General features: G+C 63.1%; 15 protein-coding genes. 8 read left to right on the top strand and 7 right to left on the bottom strand.

Going from position 1 to position 15,973, the window contains the following annotated elements:
- Window positions 1–26 precede the first annotated feature (26 nt).
- Entirely contained in the window at window positions 27–1,268 is a 1,242-nt protein-coding gene (gene serA, locus PAN08_RS08335) for a phosphoglycerate dehydrogenase (RefSeq protein WP_269790971.1), read from the bottom strand.
- Window positions 1,269–1,473: 205 nt separating this feature from the next.
- On the opposite strand from serA, the gene PAN08_RS08340 reads away from it, so the two are divergent.
- The 4 genes from PAN08_RS08340 (at window position 1,474) to PAN08_RS08355 (ending at window position 6,331) form a co-directional block, all read left to right on the top strand.
- A complete protein-coding gene (locus tag PAN08_RS08340) occupies window positions 1,474–2,862 on the top strand; it encodes an FAD-binding oxidoreductase (protein ID WP_269790972.1) in 1,389 nt (462 codons plus the stop codon).
- Between the two features lie 190 nt (window positions 2,863–3,052).
- Window positions 3,053–3,355 (top strand): DUF2388 domain-containing protein, encoded by a 303-nt coding sequence (locus tag PAN08_RS08345; protein ID WP_269790973.1) that lies wholly within the window; start codon window positions 3,053–3,055, stop codon window positions 3,353–3,355.
- Between the two features lie 38 nt (window positions 3,356–3,393).
- Complete coding sequence (locus PAN08_RS08350; RefSeq protein WP_269790974.1) at window positions 3,394–5,238, top strand: DUF4105 domain-containing protein; 1,845 nt, start codon at window positions 3,394–3,396, stop codon at window positions 5,236–5,238.
- Window positions 5,219–6,331: an ATP-binding protein gene (locus PAN08_RS08355; protein WP_269790975.1), complete on the top strand. Its 1,113-nt coding sequence runs from the start codon at window positions 5,219–5,221 to the stop codon at window positions 6,329–6,331. Before PAN08_RS08350 ends, PAN08_RS08355 begins: the two co-directional genes overlap by 20 nt.
- A gap of 81 nt (window positions 6,332–6,412) precedes the next feature.
- On the opposite strand, the gene yeiP is transcribed toward PAN08_RS08355, so the two are convergent.
- From yeiP to PAN08_RS08380, 5 genes are all read right to left on the bottom strand, one after another.
- Window positions 6,413–6,979 carry an elongation factor P-like protein YeiP gene (yeiP, locus tag PAN08_RS08360; protein ID WP_269790976.1) on the bottom strand — a complete coding sequence of 189 codons (567 nt, stop codon included), beginning with the start codon at window positions 6,977–6,979 and terminating at the stop codon, window positions 6,413–6,415.
- Between the two features lie 59 nt (window positions 6,980–7,038).
- Window positions 7,039–7,809, bottom strand: a complete 771-nt coding sequence (locus tag PAN08_RS08365; protein WP_269790977.1) for an SDR family NAD(P)-dependent oxidoreductase — start codon at window positions 7,807–7,809, stop codon at window positions 7,039–7,041.
- A 94-nt stretch (window positions 7,810–7,903) separates the two neighbouring features.
- Window positions 7,904–10,456, bottom strand: a complete 2,553-nt coding sequence (locus PAN08_RS08370; RefSeq protein WP_269790978.1) for an EAL domain-containing protein — start codon at window positions 10,454–10,456, stop codon at window positions 7,904–7,906.
- Window positions 10,453–11,346 (bottom strand): hydroxymethylglutaryl-CoA lyase, encoded by an 894-nt coding sequence (locus tag PAN08_RS08375; protein ID WP_269790979.1) that lies wholly within the window; start codon window positions 11,344–11,346, stop codon window positions 10,453–10,455. Before PAN08_RS08375 ends, PAN08_RS08370 begins: the two co-directional genes overlap by 4 nt.
- Window positions 11,347–11,380: 34 nt before the next feature.
- Window positions 11,381–12,169 carry an enoyl-CoA hydratase-related protein gene (locus PAN08_RS08380; protein ID WP_269790980.1) on the bottom strand — a complete coding sequence of 263 codons (789 nt, stop codon included), beginning with the start codon at window positions 12,167–12,169 and terminating at the stop codon, window positions 11,381–11,383.
- Between the two features lie 132 nt (window positions 12,170–12,301).
- Between PAN08_RS08380 and PAN08_RS08385 the strand changes: the two genes are divergently transcribed.
- Genes PAN08_RS08385 through PAN08_RS08395 form a run of 3 tightly spaced genes read left to right on the top strand, consistent with a single transcriptional unit; the run spans window position 12,302 to window position 14,657 of the window.
- Window positions 12,302–12,550 (top strand): FeoA family protein, encoded by a 249-nt coding sequence (locus PAN08_RS08385; RefSeq protein WP_269790981.1) that lies wholly within the window; start codon window positions 12,302–12,304, stop codon window positions 12,548–12,550.
- Window positions 12,547–14,403 carry a ferrous iron transporter B gene (locus tag PAN08_RS08390; RefSeq protein WP_269790982.1) on the top strand — a complete coding sequence of 619 codons (1,857 nt, stop codon included), beginning with the start codon at window positions 12,547–12,549 and terminating at the stop codon, window positions 14,401–14,403. The genes PAN08_RS08385 and PAN08_RS08390 overlap by 4 nt, the downstream gene beginning before the upstream one ends.
- Window positions 14,403–14,657: a DUF6587 family protein gene (locus PAN08_RS08395; RefSeq protein WP_269790983.1), complete on the top strand. Its 255-nt coding sequence runs from the start codon at window positions 14,403–14,405 to the stop codon at window positions 14,655–14,657. The genes PAN08_RS08390 and PAN08_RS08395 overlap by 1 nt, the downstream gene beginning before the upstream one ends.
- Before the next feature lie 138 nt (window positions 14,658–14,795).
- On the opposite strand, the gene PAN08_RS08400 is transcribed toward PAN08_RS08395, so the two are convergent.
- On the bottom strand, window positions 14,796–14,981 hold the full coding sequence (locus PAN08_RS08400; RefSeq protein WP_269790984.1) for a hypothetical protein: 186 nt from the start codon (window positions 14,979–14,981) through the stop codon (window positions 14,796–14,798).
- 116 nt (window positions 14,982–15,097) lie between these two features.
- Here PAN08_RS08400 and dapB point away from each other — a divergent pair, with 116 nt between their 5' ends.
- Window positions 15,098–15,823: a 4-hydroxy-tetrahydrodipicolinate reductase gene (gene dapB, locus PAN08_RS08405; protein ID WP_269790985.1), complete on the top strand. Its 726-nt coding sequence runs from the start codon at window positions 15,098–15,100 to the stop codon at window positions 15,821–15,823.
- Window positions 15,824–15,973: the final 150 nt, after the last annotated feature.

Raw genomic sequence — 15,973 nt, forward strand, 5'->3', positions numbered from 1 at the left:
CCCGCGCCGTTGTTGTGTCGTGGCTATCAGTACAGGACGCGCGTGCGCAACGTACCCGGGATGGCCGCAAGCTCATCGCGGATGGCGCCGGCCTGTTCTTCGCTGGCTGCAATGTCGATGACCACGTAGCCAACCTTGGGGTCGGTGCGCAGGAACTGGCCGTCAATGTTGAGGTTGTGGCGGGAGAAGATCTCATTGATCTTGGACAACACGCCCGGCACGTTGCTGTGGATGTGCAGCAGACGCGTGCTCTGCGCATGTTCGGGCAAGGTGACTTCGGGGAAATTGACGGCCGACAGGGTGGAGCCATTGTCGCTGTAGCGCACGAGCTTGGCAGCGACTTCGATGCCGATGTTGTCCTGCGCTTCCAGCGTGGAGCCGCCAACGTGCGGGGTCAAAATGACGTTGTCGTGCGCGGTGAGCGGCGACTCGAACTTGTCACCATTGCCCTTGGGCTCGACCGGGAACACGTCCACGGCCGCGCCGCCGATATGGCCGGAGCGCAGGGCTGCATCCAATGCATCGATATCGACCACGGTGCCACGTGCAGCGTTGATCAGGTGCGCGCCGGGTTTCATGCGTGCCAGCTGGTCGGCGCCGATCATCCACTGCGTGGACGGGGTTTCCGGCACATGCAGGGTGACGACATCCGAGCGCTGCAGCAGGTCATCCAGGCTGATGGCCGGTTGCGCGTTGCCAAGCGATAGTTTGGTTTCAATGTCGTGGAAGATGACCTTCATGCCGAACGCTTCTGCCAGCACACCGACCTGCGTGCCGATGTGGCCATAGCCGACGATGCCCAGCGTCTTGCCGCGGACTTCGTGGCTGCCCGACGCGGACTTGGACCAGCCGCCACGGTGACATTCGGCATTCTTCTGCGGCACGCCACGGGTCAGCAGGATTGCTTCTGCCACGACCAGCTCAGCCACTGAGCGGGTGTTGGAATAGGGCGCGTTGAATACCGGGATGCCGGCCAGCTCGGCCGCTTCCAGGTCCACTTGATTGGTGCCGATGCAGAAGCAGCCCACCGCGATCACCCGCTTGGCATGGGCCAACACGTCGGCGCTGAGCTGCGTGCGTGAGCGGATGCCGACAATGTGGGCTTCGGCGATGCGCGCCTTCAATTCTTCTTCGGGCAGCGACTTGTTGTACAGCTCGATCTGTGAGTACCCGGCGGCGCGGAAGGTGTCCACGGCGGTCTGGCTGACCCCCTCGAGCAACAAAACGCGGATGTCCTGCTTCGGAAACGAGGTCTTCTTGGGCGACATGTCGGGATCGACGGCACAGGTAGATGGCCGGCCACTATGCCAGAACATTGAGCGCTTTGGTGCGCTGCGCAACGCGGCAAGATATTGATAGGAAAAGGTTTCATCTGAACTCACTTGTCTGATCGCATGTTCCCGGTCTGGCAGCTGGACGGCGTGCGGCGTGGCTGGCACGCTTGCGGGCTTTCATGCCCCAGAAACACTCGCCATGACCGACCCGCGCCTGCATTCCTTGCAGCAAGCCTGCCCCAGCCTGCGTTTGAAGACCGATCCGTCCGACCTGGAGCATTACGGCCGCGACTGGACCCGGCGCTGGACGCCGGCGCCGCTGGCGATCGCCTTGCCCGCCACGGTGGAGGAGGTTCAGGCGGTGGTGCGCTGGGCCAATACGGAATCGGTGGCGGTGGTGCCTTCGGGCGGCCGCACCGGTTTGTCCGGTGGTGCGGTGGCTGCCAACGGCGAGTTGGTGCTCAGCCTGGAGCGCATGAACAAGGCACTTGGTTTTGATGCGGTGGACCGCACGCTGACCGTGCAGGCTGGCATGCCGCTTGAGGCACTGCACAACGCTGCGCGCGAGCATGGCTTGATCTACCCGGTGGACTTTGCCGCGCGTGGCTCCTGTTCCATCGGCGGCAACATCGCCACCAATGCTGGCGGCATCCGCGTGATCCGCTACGGCAACACCCGCGAATGGGTGGCCGGGCTGAAAGTGGTGGCCGGTAATGGTGAGCTGCTGGAACTCAACAAGGGCCTGATCAAAAACTCCAGCGGTTACGACTTCCGCCAGTTGATGATTGGTTCGGAAGGCACCCTGGGCATCGTGGTTGAAGCAACGCTGAAACTGACCGATCCGCCGCCGACCACCAACGTGATGCTGTTGGCGCTGCCTTCGTTTGAAGTGCTGATGCAGGTGTTTTCGACATTCCGGGAGAAGCTGCAGCTGGAAGCGTTCGAATTCTTCACCGACCGCGCCGTCCATCACGTCACCGCGCATGGCGCGCAGTATCCATTTGATGAAATTCACCCGTACTACGTGGTCACCGAATATGCCTCGGCTGATGAAGCCGGCGAAGCGGCGGCGATGGCGGCGTTCGAACAGTGCATGGAGCAAGGCTGGGTACTGGATGGTGTGATCAGCACCAGCGAAGCGCAGGCGCAGCAGCTGTGGCGTCTGCGTGAAGGCATTACAGAGTCGGTGGCGCGCTACAAGCCGTACAAGAACGACGTGTCGGTGCGGATATCGGCGATGCCGGCGTTTTTGGCTGAAACACAGGCACTGATCAATGGCGCGTATCCGCATTTTGAAGTGGTCTGGTTTGGCCACATCGGTGATGGAAACCTGCATATCAACGTGCTCAAGCCGGACGACACCTCCGACGCGGAGTTCCTGGGCGAATGTGAGCAGGTCACCAAGCTGTTGGCGCAAGTGCTGCACCGGTTCCACGGCAGCATCTCGGCTGAGCACGGTATTGGCCTGGTCAAGAAGGCCTACCTGGACAGCACCCGCGATGCGGCTGAAATCGCACTGATGCGCGGGGTAAAGCGTGTCTTTGATCCGAATGGATTGATGAACCCAGGCAAGGTGTTCGACCTGTAAGGCCCGCGTAGTGGGCGAGCCGGGCGACTGCCTGGCAAGCGCTTCAGTAGCGTCGCTGGTGGAGCGCGGTTCTGCGGGGTGTCTGGCACGCCGTCGGCTGAACACGTTGTATGCGGCGGCTCACAAAGGTTCGACCTGCACGCCGGACGCCGTTACTCTTTGCCATCTCTACTTGCCACGCCTCCTCCCGATGAAAATTCGACCGATCCTGTTCTGCGCCCTGTTTGCTCTGCCGATGTCAGTATTCGCTTCCAGCTTTGCCGGCACCTCGGCCGGTTCGGCTTCGGGCGCATCGTCCAACAGCTCGGGCAGCTCGTCCGGTGATGACAAGGTGGTGCTGGAAGCGCGCGAGGACGCGGCTGGTTTCGTTGCCAGCAATGGCGCCATCCGCGGTGCCTGGCTGGAAGCAGCGCTGATTCACTTGCGTGAGAAGGATGTGGCGGCACGCGACGCCAGTGATATGGAACTGGCCCGGAAGATTCTGGCACTGTGACTGTGTTTTGCCGGCTGCCGCCTGTGCGGTGGCTGGCATTGCTATTGGCTCTGTCGGTGACGGGGCCGCTGCATGCTGCACTCCATGTGGAGGTGGCAGATGTACTCACGCCGGCCGAACGCGCCGCCAGCGAGCGGCTGGTGGCTGACGTGCTCAACCAGCTGCCGGCGACCTTGCGCGAACAGCACGATCTGCAGTTGCGTCTGCGCTGGCGCGATGATTTGCCTGCGCATGTGCAGGGCAGGGCACGTGGACGCGACCTGGGCTTGGATCGCCGCTTGCTGCCACCGCTGCTTGCCGCTACCGACGCCTCGCACACCGATGTCGCCTGGCAACAGGCACATGCCGCACTGATCCACGAATTGGCGCACGCGCTGGATCGTTCGCCACAGGGCGGCTGGTCACGCCAGGCACGCTTTCTTGATCTGGCTGGGTGGCAACAACGGCCGCTGTGGCCGGGACGTGGCCGCAACCAGTTTGCGCTGCGCAGCCCGGACCGCTACGAGCTGCACAGCCCGGCAGAATTTTTTGCGGTCAACCTTGAGCACTATCTGCTCGACGCGGAGTACCGCTGCCGGCGACCGGCCTTGCATGCTTGGTTTACCCAGCGCCTGGGACAGGCATCGCCGGGAACCGATACAACCTGTGACGCGACGTTGCCCTTCATGCAAGCCGGTGAGCAGGACGGGCTGGCTGACCTGCTCGAACTGGACCCTGCGCGTATCTACGAGGTCGATTTCCTGCTGGCCGAAGGCAATGCGCAGCTGATGAGTCGCTGGGGCCACAGCATGCTGCGCCTTGTCATCTGTGCGCCGGGGCGTTTGCCCGGCCCCGCGTGTCGGATGGATCTGCAGCACCACTTGGTGCTGTCGTTCCGTGCATTCGTTGGTGACGTGCAGCTATCCAGTTGGCGCGGGCTCACCGGTTCCTATCCGTCACGCCTGTTCGTGTTGCCGCTCAGTCGCGTGGTCGAGGAATACACGCGGGTCGAACTACGCGGGCTGTCATCCACGCCGTTGGCGCTTTCGCGGCAGGAGATCGATCAACTACTGGTGCAGGCCGCACGATTGCACTGGAGTTATGACGGTCGGTACTTTTTTGTCAGCAACAACTGTGCGGTGGAAACCTGGAAGCTGCTGCACGAAGGTGTATCGCGCCTGGATGCTGCGTCCCTGTCGTCGATCACGCCGACCGGGTTGCTACGACGGTTGCGCGAACAGGCGATCGCGTCGGCAGAACCTACGGACCGGCAGCAGGCCATCGCCAAGGGCTACTACTTTGAATCGGCCGCAACCCATTATGCGCTGGTGTTCGATGTCGCCCGCAAGGCGCTGCCACTGCCGTCTGCTGACGTCGAAGCGTGGCTGAAATTGCCAGCTGGACAGCGGCGGCCCTGGATGGAACAGGCGGACGACGAAGTATTGGCGGCAATGCTGTTGCTGGAGCAAGCCGCATGGCGGCGGCAGGAGTTGTTGGCGCGCGATGTCCTGAAGCGGCATCTTCTGTCGGGCAAGGGCTTGGCCAATGCGCTTGAACAATTCAACGGGCTGATGGCGCGGGCGGACGTGCTGCTGGCCCCCGGCAACCTGCCGGCGCCGGGGTACGGAATCCCGATCGCGCAGGAGCGGATCGCATTGCAGGCGCAAGTCGCCGGCGGCGCACCCGAAGCAGAGGTACAGTGGCAAGCGCTGCGGGAGCGGGCTTTGGCGTTGTTACCAGTTGCGCAGCGCCAGCAGATGGAGGGCATCGAGGCAAACCTGGGCTATCTGCGGCAGCGTTTGCGTTTGCGCTACGGTGTCGACTCCGCAGAGCCGGTGCTGTCGGCTGCAGGTGATCGGGAAAACATGATTGGGTACGAGGCGAATGGTTCCAAACCACACTGACGATATATTGCTGCAGGACATTCTCAAGCTGCGGGCCTACGCGATTCTGCGGTTGGACGGCGATGGCCGTGTGCTTGGTTGCAATGCCGGTGTGGAGGCGATCTTCGGCTATGCGCCCGACGAGTTGAAGGGGCGGCATTTTTCCTGCTTTTTCAGCGAATCGGATGTTGAGCGCGGGGTTGATCAGCAAGCACTTCTGCAGGCGTTGGCAGGCGACTTCGAGCAGGTTGGGCTTGCCATGGTGCGCAAGGACGATAGCCGTTTCCGCGCCAGTTTGATGCTTGAAAACATGTCCAGCGACGGGGTGGTGAGCGTGGTGATGGTCATCCGTGACGTCACCGGTTACTTCAATACTCAGAAGCGGGTGCGTGAGGCGCAGGAGCTCACCTTGCGCGGGCAACGGCTGGACGCGGTGGGCAAGCTGACGCTCGGGCTGTCGCACGATTTCAACAATCTGCTCTCGGTGATCGGCAATAGCCTGGACATGTTGGCCGCACGCCGTACTGGTGATGAAGCCGCGCGTCGCATCCTGGACATCGCGTTACGCGCTGTGGAACGTGGCACCCAGCTGACCCGGCAGATGCTGGCTTTCGGCGGCGGGCATGCTGTGGTGCCGCAGCTCAGTCACGTGAACGACCTGCTGCGTGCATCACATGAACTGTACGAGCGCGTCTGCGGTGAAGGGGTCGCGCTGGAGATACGCGCCACCGACGATTTGCCGCCGATTACCGTGGATGTCGCGCAGTTGGAAGCGGCATTACTCAACTTGTTGAGTAACAGCCGCGATGCAATGAATGGCGTTGGCCACGTGGTGCTGGAGGCACGGCCGGAAATGATGGCCGCGCCGACGGCGAGCGGAGGCGAACGTCCTTTTGTCTGCATCACCGTCGGTGACAGTGGGCCGGGCATAAACGGGGATATCAGAGGGAATGTGTTCGAGCCATTCTTCACCACCAAGGCGGTGGGTGATGGCAGCGGCCTGGGTTTGAGCCAGGTTTACGGCTTCGCGGTGCAGTCTGGTGGTCTGGCGACCATCGGTACTTCGCCATTGGGCGGTGCTGCCGTATCGATTTATCTGCCGGCGGTGCTCTGACACGCGCAGGCGCGGCCTGAGGTGCTCCCAAAAAAAGCCCCGCCCGCCTTGGTGGGGCGGGAGGGGCGTTGTCTACGGCTATCAGTCGGCGCGGCCGCCGAATTCGCCCGTGGTGGTATTCACCAGGATGCGCTCACCGTTGACGATGTATTCCGGCACCATGATTTCGAGGCCGGTGTTGAGCTTGGCCGGTTTCGGGCGCTTGGTGGCGGTGCCGCCCTTCAGCTCCGGCGGGGTCTCGACCACTTCCAGAGTGACGTGCTGCGGCAGCTGGATGGCCACCGGCTGCTCGTCGATCACCTGCACGAAGATGCCGGTCAGGCCTTCGGTGATGTAGCCGGCGTCGTCGCCGATTACCTCCGAGTCCAGCATGTATGGCGTGTAGTCCTCGTCGTCCAGGAACACGAAGGCATCGCCGTCCATATACGAGTAGGTGGACTGGCGGCGCAGCAGTTCGACTTCCGGCAGGTTGTCATCGGCGTCGAAACTGGCGTCGAGCTTGTTGCCGCCCGGCACGCTGTACATGATGAAACGGAAGCGGACGTTGCCGCCTCGGCCCTGCGGTGAGCTGCGCTCGATGTCGCGGATCTGATAAACGCCGTTGTTGTACTCGACGACGTTGCCTTTCTTGATCTCGTTGGCTTTCATGCTTGGAAAGTCTGTTGGGGTAAACGGAAGCGGGCGCCCTGAGGACGCCCGCCGGTGAATCACTTGGGTGCCAGACGCACGGCACCGTCCAGGCGAATAGTCTCACCGTTGAGGTAGGTATTGCCAATAATGTGGCCGACAAGGCTGGCAAAGTCGGCCGGTTGGCCCAACCGCGACGGGAACGGGATGGAGGCCGCCAGCGATTCCTGCACGTTTGCGGGCATGCCATCGACCATTGGCGTCCAGAACACGCCCGGAGCGATGGTCAGCACGCGGATGCCGAAGCGGGACAGCTCGCGCGCCATCGGCAGGGTCATGCCGACCACGCCACCCTTGGAGGCGGAGTAGGCAGCCTGGCCGATCTGACCTTCGTAGGCAGCCACCGAGGCGGTGTTGATGATCACGCCACGCTCGCCGTCGGCGCTGGCTTCGTTGTGCTGCATGATGTCCGCAGCAGCCTTGGCTACGTTGAAACTGCCGACCAGATTGACCATCACCGTGCCCTGGAAGTTGGCCAGCGGCATCGGCGCTTCGCGGCCCAGCACGCGGCCAGCGCCGAGGATACCGGCGCAGTTCATCACCACGTTCAGGCCACCCAGGAACTCACGTGCAGCGGCCAGGTTGGCAGCCACGCCGGCTTCGTCGGTGACGTTGGTGGTGAAATAGCGGGCGTTGTCGGCGCCGAGTTCGGCCACCGCAGCGGCGCCCTTTTCATCGTTGAGATCGAACAGGGCGATTTTGCCGCCATTGGCGACGAGGAACTGGGCGACGCCGAGGCCGAGGCCGGAGACGCCGCCGGTAATGACGGCGCGGACGGAGGACAGCTGCATTGGATCAATCCTGCGTGAAAGAGCCGCCGATTCTAGCTGATGCCTGACATTGGCAAAGGTGTACCGATAAGACTTGGCCGATCAGCCGGCAAGGTCAGCGCAGCTTGTGCGCGAACTCCACCGGTGACAGGCCGGGCGCGAACAGAAAGCCTTGGCCCACCGGCACTCCCAGCTGCAACAGGTATTGGCGCTGGGCCTCCGACTCGATGCCCTCGGCCACCAGGCCCAGGCCGAGGCTGCGGGCAATGCCGCTGACGGCCTCACAGACCGCCACATCGGAGCGGTTATTCGGTACGCCGCTGATGAAAAGCTGGCTGAGTTTTAGTCCGTGGATGGGCAGGGTGCGCAGGTAGTTCAAGGCGCTGTAACCCTCGCCGAAATCATCGATGGTCAGCATCACGCCCATCTGCCGCAGTTCGGCAAAGGTGCGCAGAGTTGAGGGTGCATCTTCGATCAATACCCGCTCGGTGAATTCCAGCTCCAGTGCCGCACCGGGCAGGCCGTGCTCGTCGAGCACATCGCGCACTAGCCGCGCCAACCGGTCGCCGCTGAATTGGCGGTAAGACACGTTGATCGCAACGCGGATCAACCCGAGACCTTCGTCCTGCCACTGGCGGACCTGCCGACAGGCTTCATGCAGCACCCATTCGCCGATGCGCACGATGTCGCCGGTGTTTTCGGCATGGCTGATGAAGATGTCTGGGCGTAGTTCGCCCAGTTGCCGGTTGCGCCAGCGGATCAACGCCTCACAGGCGATGATCTTGCCGCTTTGTAGATCAACTTGCGGTTGGTATACCAACCGGAATTCATGGCGTTCCAGCGCCTTGCGCAGGCGCCGTTCGATCTGCAGGCGGTCATGTTGGCGCCGCTCCATTTCCTCACAGAATTCCAGCCATCCATTGCGGCCACGACGCTTGCATTCGTACATCGCAAGGTCCGCACTCTGGATCAGCTGCTGTGGGCGTAACCCATGTTGTGGCGCGCGTGCGATGCCGATGCTGGTGGTGACCGAAAACTCATCCTTACCGAACAGGAAAGACGGCGCGAAGGCCCGGGTAATGGCTTCGGCCAGTTGCTCCGGGCGTTGCGGTACATCGCGCGCATCGCAGGTGACCACGAACTCGTCGCCGCCAAAGCGGGCCAGCAGGCCCTCGGTGCCGACTGCGTCGCGGATGCGGCGACTGGCTTCGATCAACAACTGGTCGCCAGCGTTGTGGCCGAGCACATCGTTGACAGTTTTGAAGCGGTCCAGGTCGATGTACAGCACCGCCACGCCGGCATGCGATGGATTACTCAGGCGCATTTCGAGATCGGTCAGTGCCGCGTCGCGGTTCATGATGCCGGTGAGTGGATCGGTGCGCGCCTGGTTCTTCAGCGTCTCTTCGGCATGCTTGGGTTCGGTGATGTCCTGGAAGGTGCCGGCGATACGGGTGGAGGCAAGGTCGCCCGGTTCCACTTCGCCAATCATGCGGATCCAGAAGCTATGGCCATTGGCGCGTTGGCCCTGGAGTTCCAGTTCAAAGCCACCCCGGTGCTCGGCTTCGCGCTCCATTGCATCGCGCAGCAGTTGGCGTGAGCTGGAATTCAAACAGGACAACAGTTGCTCAAGGTCATCCGGCGGCTGCTCCTGGCCGAGGATGCGCTGCGCTTCACCCGTCAGGTAAAGGCATTGCTGGCCTCGGTCCCATTCCCAGCCGCCGATATGCGCCAGCGATTGCGCGCGATCGAACAGCGCGTGGTCGCGTTTGAGTTCGGTGATGTCACTGAACAACGAAAACACATGATCGGGGAGGTCGCAGTCCGAGGAAAACACCGGCACCGTGGTGATCGAAATCCAGATCATGCGGCCGTGCGGGCGGTGGTACAGCCCAATGATGGTGCTGGGAATGATGCGGCCGTTGCGGAACGCCTTGGCGACCGGCCATTGGTCCAGCCCAAGACGGCGGCCGTGCTCATCGACCGTGATCCATTCATCGCTGTTCAGCGGTAGCCGCCCGGGTGCCATCCCGCTCATGTTGAAGATGCGGTGTGCGGCGGGATTGGCTGAGACGATGCCGAGGTTGCGGTCAAACAGCATCACCCCCTTGTCGATGGATTCCAGCAACAGGCGATAACGTGTCTCAGCTTGCCAGCGGCGGCTCAGATCGCGTGCGACGGCGACGATACACGGTTGGCCGTCATGCTCGAACCCGGCCGAATGCACCTCCACCGGAAAGCGGCTGCCGTCACCGCGCATGTTGGTGACTTCGACTACATAGGTCTGGCCGCGCTTGAGGGTTTCCCAGACCGGCTCCAAGTGGTTGGCCGGCAGGTCTGGATTGAGCAGTTCGATGGGCTGGCCGACGATCTCTTCGCGACTGCGGCCGTAGGCATTCACCCCGGAAGTATTGACGTCCAGCACTACGCCGGTGGCGCTGAGAATGCTGACCGGGTCGGGGACTGCATCAAACAAGGCTTCGTAGCGGCGCTGCGCGCCCTGGCGCTCGCTCATGGCTTCGCGCAGTGCGTCGGCGGCGGCCTGCAGTACGCCTTGCAGCTTGTGGGGCAGGGGTTGGTGGAGGGCCAGCTCCAGTTCGGCCAACGCATCGACATGGGCGGCGGGATGCTCGCCCTGATCGTGGACTATGCGCTGGCCGGAACCGGTCATGACACTGCCAAAGCCTTTCCTGTCTTGCTGCCTGTTGGCCGGCCCAGCCGATCGGCGAGCCAGTTCCCCGTGGCGGCCAGTGCCGGCAGATCGATGCCAGTGGCCAACCCCATCCCCTGCAACATGTAAACGACATCCTCGCTGGCGACATTACCACTTGCACCGCGCGCGTAGGGGCAGCCGCCGGTGCCGGCCACGGCGGCATCGACCACACGCACGCCGACCTCCAGGCAAGCCGCGATATTGGCCAGCGCCTGGCCGTAGGTGTCGTGGAAATGGACGGCCAGCGCTTCCATGGGAATCTCCGCCGCAACCGCCTGCAGCATGGCGCGAGCCTTGAGTGGAGTGCCCACGCCGATGGTGTCGCCCAGCGATACCTCATAGCAGCCCATGGCATGCAGGCGCACGGCCACGCGGACCACATCGGCCAGCGGTACCGCGCCCTGGTACGGGCAGCCGAGCACGGTAGAGACATAGCCGCGCACCTTGATGCCATCGGCCTTGGCACGGGCCAGGATCGGCTCGAAGCGCTGCAGTGACTCATCAATGCCGGCATTGGTGTTGGTGCGGTTGAACTGCTCCGAGGCGGCGGTGAACACCGCCACTTCCTCGGCGCCCACGGCCAAGGCACGTTCGTAGCCTTGCTCGTTGGGCACCAGCACCGGATAGCTGATGCCGGGCCGGCGCTGGATGCCGGCGAACACCTCGGCGGCATCGGCCAACTGCGGCACCCACTTCGGGCTGACGAAGCTGGTGGCTTCGATGCTGCGCAGGCCGGTGGCTGAGAGCCGGTCGATCAATTCGATCTTGTCGGCGGTGCTGACCAGTTGTTTTTCATTCTGCAGACCATCGCGCGGGCCTACTTCAACGATACGGACGAAGTCGTTCATGGTGTTCCAAGGTAAGGCAGGTGATGGCGACGGATTACTTCGTGGCCCAGGCGGGCGCGCGTTTTTCCAGGAAAGCCGACAAGCCCTCGCGGCCTTCGTCAGAGGCGCGCAAGGCGGCTATCAGGCCGGCATTGGCGCGGTCGAGCCCATCGCGGTCGCCCACGGCAGCACAGACTTCGCGCACCAGCACCTTGGCCGAACCTGCAGCGACCGGCGCGGCCTTGGCCAGGAGATCCAACTGCGCACGCACGGCTGCATCCAGCGCGTCGGCCGCGACGACCTGGTGAACCAACCCGATCCGTTCGGCAGTGGCGGCGTCGAAATGCTCGCCGGTGGCGAACCAACGCCGGGCCTGACGGGGGCCGATGGCCGCAATGACATAGGGTGAAATGACAGCCGGCAGCAGCCCGAGGCGGCTTTCGGTCAGGCCGAATCGCGCGCCTTCAGCAGCGATGGCGATATCGCAGCAGGCCACCAGGCCCACGCCACCGCCGAATGCGGCGCCGTGGACGCGGGCGATGGTCGGCTTGGGGAGTTCGTCCAGCGTACGCATCAGTCGCGCCAGCGCCAGCGAGTCGGTGCGGTTTTCTTCCTGGGTGGCGGTGGCCATGGCCCGCATCCACTGCAAGTCGGCACCTGCGGAGAAGGATGGGCCGCTGCCGGCCAGCACCACCGCGCGGACTGTGGGGTCGGTTCCCAGCGCCTGCAAAGCCAGGGTCAAGGATTGAATAAGGGCCGCATCGAACGCGTTGTGCAGTTCTGGCCGGTTCAAGTGCAGGGTCGCAATCGCGCCCTCATGCTGCACGAGCAGTGCATCGCTCATCTGGGAAAGCCTGTGTATCGAAGAAATCCGGCGAATCATAGCGGTGCATGGGCAGGACGCCATGACGCGGCGCGGCGATGCTAGAATTGATAACCATTCTTATTCATCACTTTCTACATAGGCGCCCATTCAGTGACGTTGTCCGATTTGCCGCTGCATGCCCCCGCTCGGGTGGAGGACGTGCAGGATATGCACCCCAATGACGCCATCGCTCGCAGGCTGCGGGAGTTGGGATTCGTAAACGGCGAAGAGGTTCGTGTGGTGGCCCGTGGGCCGGTGGGCGGCGAACCGTTGCTGTGTCAGGTGGGTTTCACCCGTTTCGCACTGCGCCGCAGTGAAGCCGCGCGCGTGCGGATACAGCGTGAAGGAGCTGCGTCATGAATGAATCGATTGCTCGGCTGGCGCTGGTTGGCAACCCCAACAGCGGCAAGACCGCTCTGTTCAATCAGCTGACCGGCAGCCGCCAGAAGGTGGCCAATTACACCGGCGTGACCGTCGAACGCAAGGAAGGCCGCATGCGCGGGCCGTCCGGCCGCGAGTACGCGGTGCTGGATTTGCCAGGTGCTTACAGTCTGCAGCCGGCCAGTCTGGATGAAGCGATCACCCGCGACCTGTGCCGGGGTTTCTACCCGGGCGAAGCTGCGCCAGATGCACTGGTATGCGTGGTCGATGCCACCAACCTGCGTTTGCACCTGCGCTTTGCGCTGGAAGTGCGCGAGTTGGGCAAACCGATGATCGTGGCGTTGAACATGGTGGACGCCGCGCGTCGGCGTGGTATTGAGATCGACGTGTCAGCACTGGAAAAGGCCTTGGGCGTACCGGTGGTGGAAACCATCGCGGTGCGTCGCAACGGTGCCAAGGCGCTGGTGGAGCGCATTGATGCGCTGGTGCCGCAGCTGGCATCGATACCGGTAAACGCGCCGGTCGCCGATGAGGACCTGCATGTACAGGTGCGCGACATTCTCGCTACCGCCGTGCAGATGCCGACACGCACGGCGAAGATTGATGACGCATTGGACCGCTGGCTGCTCCATCCGGTGTTTGGGCTGGTGACGCTGGCCGTGGTGATGTTTTTGATCTTCCAGGCCGTGTATGCCTGGGCCACACCATTGATGGATGGCATCGAGGCAGCCTTTGCCTGGCTCGGGCCAGTGGTGGCGGGCGCCTTGCCCGAAGGCCCGCTGAGCAGCCTGCTGGTGGACGGCATCATTGCCGGCGTCGGCGGCGTGCTGGTGTTCCTGCCGCAGATCCTGATCCTGTTCGCCTTCATTCTGGCGTTGGAAGAGTCGGGCTATCTGCCGCGTGCAGCGTTCCTGTTGGATCGCATGATGGCTGCGGCCGGTTTGTCCGGGCGGTCGTTCATCCCGCTGCTGTCCAGCTTTGCCTGTGCGGTGCCGGGCATCATGTCCACGCGTTCCATTCAGGACCCGCGTGACCGCCTGGCCACCATTCTGGTGGCGCCGTTGATGACCTGTTCTGCACGTCTGCCGGTGTATGCGCTGCTGATCGGCGCCTTCATCCCGGCCAAGACGGTGTGGGGCATGTTCAACCAGCAGGGGTTGGTGCTGTTCGGCCTGTACCTGGCCGGCATACTGAGTGCGCTGGTGATGTCGTGGACGATGAAGAAGTTCCGTCGCGACAAGCGCGAACACCCGTTGATGCTTGAGCTGCCGTCGTATCGTTTGCCGCATCCGCGTGATCTGGCGGTAGGCCTGTACGAGCGCGCGATGATCTTCCTCAAGCGCGTCGGCGGCATCATCCTGGCGCTGACCATCCTGTTGTGGTTCCTGTTGTCGTTCCCGGGCGCGCCGGAGAACGCAACGATGCCGGCCATCGATTACAGCTACGCCGGTCAGTTGGGCCATTGGATGGCGCTGATCTTTGCGCCGCTGGGTTTCAATTGGCAGATATGTATTGCGCTGATTCCCGGCATGGGCGCACGCGAAGTGGCGGTGTCCTCGCTGGCCACCATCTACGCGCTCTCCGCTGTCGACGATGATGCTGCCATCCAGGCGCTGACCCCGGTGATCAGCGATGGCTGGACGCTGGCGACAGGCCTGTCGCTGATGGTGTGGTTCATCTACGCACCGATGTGCATTTCCACGCTGGCTACCATCAAGCGCGAAACCAACTCGTGGAAGCAGATGGCCTTCGCCACGGTGTACTTGTTCGGCGCTGCGTATCTGGCTGCACTCGTCACCTACCAGGTGGCTGTGGCGCTGGGGGCGGGCTGATGGACACCGGCTTGCTGCTTCAATATCTGCTGATCGCGCTGGCCGTCGTGGTCAGCGTGTGGGTGGTGCTGAAGAAGCAATTTCCGGGTTTCTTGCGGCGCGTGCGGGGGGTGTTGGCGCTATGGCTGGTCAAGCCGCAACGTTCCTCGCGTCTGCAGGCGTGGGGCCGCAAGCTGGCACCGGAGCCTTCCAGTGGTGGCGGTGCCTGCGGTGGATGTGACAGCTGCGGTCCGAAAGCTCCCAAGCAGCACTGAAAGCGAAAACGCCGGCAATGCCGGCGTTTTTTCTGTCGATGCGCTTTGTGCTTGGTTGCGGGCCAAGCCACCATCGACCCTCACGTTCTGTCCGGCCCGCGCGCGACCACAGCAGCCACGTGTGAGCGATCACGCCAATCAGTTTGCAGCGCTTCGCCAAGGCTCGCGCTCGACGGCCAGCGCTTTAGTCGCGCCGTGGTTGTTGCAGTAATTGACGGTCACGTTGGCCCGTTCGCGCACAGACGCGCATGCCAATGCGGAGCCCATGCTGCAGCCGGAATCCGTGATGAGGCTTGGCTGATTGGGGTCCTCGATTTCGATCATCCAAAGCGTGGGAGTGGATCGACAGCTGGGGCAGCGATGCGAGCATCTGCAGCGTGGAACTGTTCCGCTTGAAACACCTCTTGTGTCCTGTCGTGCTTGAACGTAGCTTGCCCGGCATGAACAACACTCCGATTCGTTTGCTGATCCATGGTGCTTCCGGTCGCATGGGCCAAGCCTTGCTGCGTCTGGCAGCGGAAGACTCTTCGTTGCAGGTAGTGGCTGCGGTGGTGCGCAAGCCACCGGCACAGCGCGTGGTGGACGGCATTCCCCATTTCGCTGCCAGTGAGTTGGCCGGCGCCCCTCCATTTGACGTCGCCATCGACTTCAGTCTGCCGGAAGGCTTTGATCCGATTCTGGCGTTGTGCCTGGAGCGCGGTGTTGGCTTTGTGTCCGGCACTACTGGTATCAGCGAGGCGCAGCAGGCCGCGTTATCGGCTGCGTCGCAGCGCATTGCGCTGGTGTGGGCGACCAACTTCAGCCTGGGTGTGGCGGTATTGGCCGGACTGGTCGAACGTGCTGCTGCTGCTTTGTCGGGCTGGGATTGCGACATTGTCGAGTCGCATCACGTGCACAAGAAGGATGCGCCCTCGGGCACGGCCATCACCCTGGGTGAGGCGGCCGAGCAGGGCGGGGCGGCGCCGCGCTTTGCCAGCCTGCGCGCTGGCGACATCATCGGCGAGCATTTCGTTCAGTTCACCGGGCTCGGCGAGCGGGTTGAACTGGTGCATCGGGCCACCAATCGCGACATTTTTGCCCGGGGCGCGCTACACGTGGCCAGGCAGCTGAAGGCACAGGCACCGGGCCAGTACCGGGTGCGTGATCTGGTCGGCAAGCCCGACTGAAACTGAATGCGAGGGGGTGTTTGCCGGCAAAGTGCCAGCGCACTGCCATGAAAGGGTAATTCAGGGCTCACGGGGCGCTAGCGCTGGCGCCCCCCATGCCAGTACAATTCTCGCTCGCCGAAACACGTCAGCCGGACCGGTTCCCAGACC

It is taken from the genome of Stenotrophomonas sp. Iso1 (genome assembly GCF_027497995.1).
In the GTDB taxonomy this organism is placed as follows: Bacteria; Pseudomonadota; Gammaproteobacteria; order Xanthomonadales; family Xanthomonadaceae; genus Stenotrophomonas.

What these genes read in the sequence shown, in the direction of transcription:
- PAN08_RS08375 (WP_269790979.1), bottom strand. Translation starts at nt 11,346, where the DNA reads ATGAACGACTTCGTCCGTATCGTTGAAGTAGGCCCGCGCGATGGTCTG.
- PAN08_RS08395 (WP_269790983.1), top strand. Translation starts at nt 14,403, where the DNA reads ATGGACACCGGCTTGCTGCTTCAATATCTGCTGATCGCGCTGGCCGTC.
- PAN08_RS08340 (WP_269790972.1), top strand. Translation starts at nt 1,474, where the DNA reads ATGACCGACCCGCGCCTGCATTCCTTGCAGCAAGCCTGCCCCAGCCTG.
- PAN08_RS08365 (WP_269790977.1), bottom strand. Translation starts at nt 7,809, where the DNA reads ATGCAGCTGTCCTCCGTCCGCGCCGTCATTACCGGCGGCGTCTCCGGC.
- PAN08_RS08345 (WP_269790973.1), top strand. Translation starts at nt 3,053, where the DNA reads ATGAAAATTCGACCGATCCTGTTCTGCGCCCTGTTTGCTCTGCCGATG.
- yeiP (WP_269790976.1), bottom strand. Translation starts at nt 6,979, where the DNA reads ATGAAAGCCAACGAGATCAAGAAAGGCAACGTCGTCGAGTACAACAAC.
- dapB (WP_269790985.1), top strand. Translation starts at nt 15,098, where the DNA reads ATGAACAACACTCCGATTCGTTTGCTGATCCATGGTGCTTCCGGTCGC.
- serA (WP_269790971.1), bottom strand. Translation starts at nt 1,268, where the DNA reads ATGTCGCCCAAGAAGACCTCGTTTCCGAAGCAGGACATCCGCGTTTTG.
- PAN08_RS08380 (WP_269790980.1), bottom strand. Translation starts at nt 12,169, where the DNA reads ATGAGCGATGCACTGCTCGTGCAGCATGAGGGCGCGATTGCGACCCTG.
- PAN08_RS08370 (WP_269790978.1), bottom strand. Translation starts at nt 10,456, where the DNA reads ATGACCGGTTCCGGCCAGCGCATAGTCCACGATCAGGGCGAGCATCCC.
- PAN08_RS08400 (WP_269790984.1), bottom strand. Translation starts at nt 14,981, where the DNA reads ATGATCGAAATCGAGGACCCCAATCAGCCAAGCCTCATCACGGATTCC.
- PAN08_RS08390 (WP_269790982.1), top strand. Translation starts at nt 12,547, where the DNA reads ATGAATGAATCGATTGCTCGGCTGGCGCTGGTTGGCAACCCCAACAGC.
- PAN08_RS08355 (WP_269790975.1), top strand. Translation starts at nt 5,219, where the DNA reads ATGGTTCCAAACCACACTGACGATATATTGCTGCAGGACATTCTCAAG.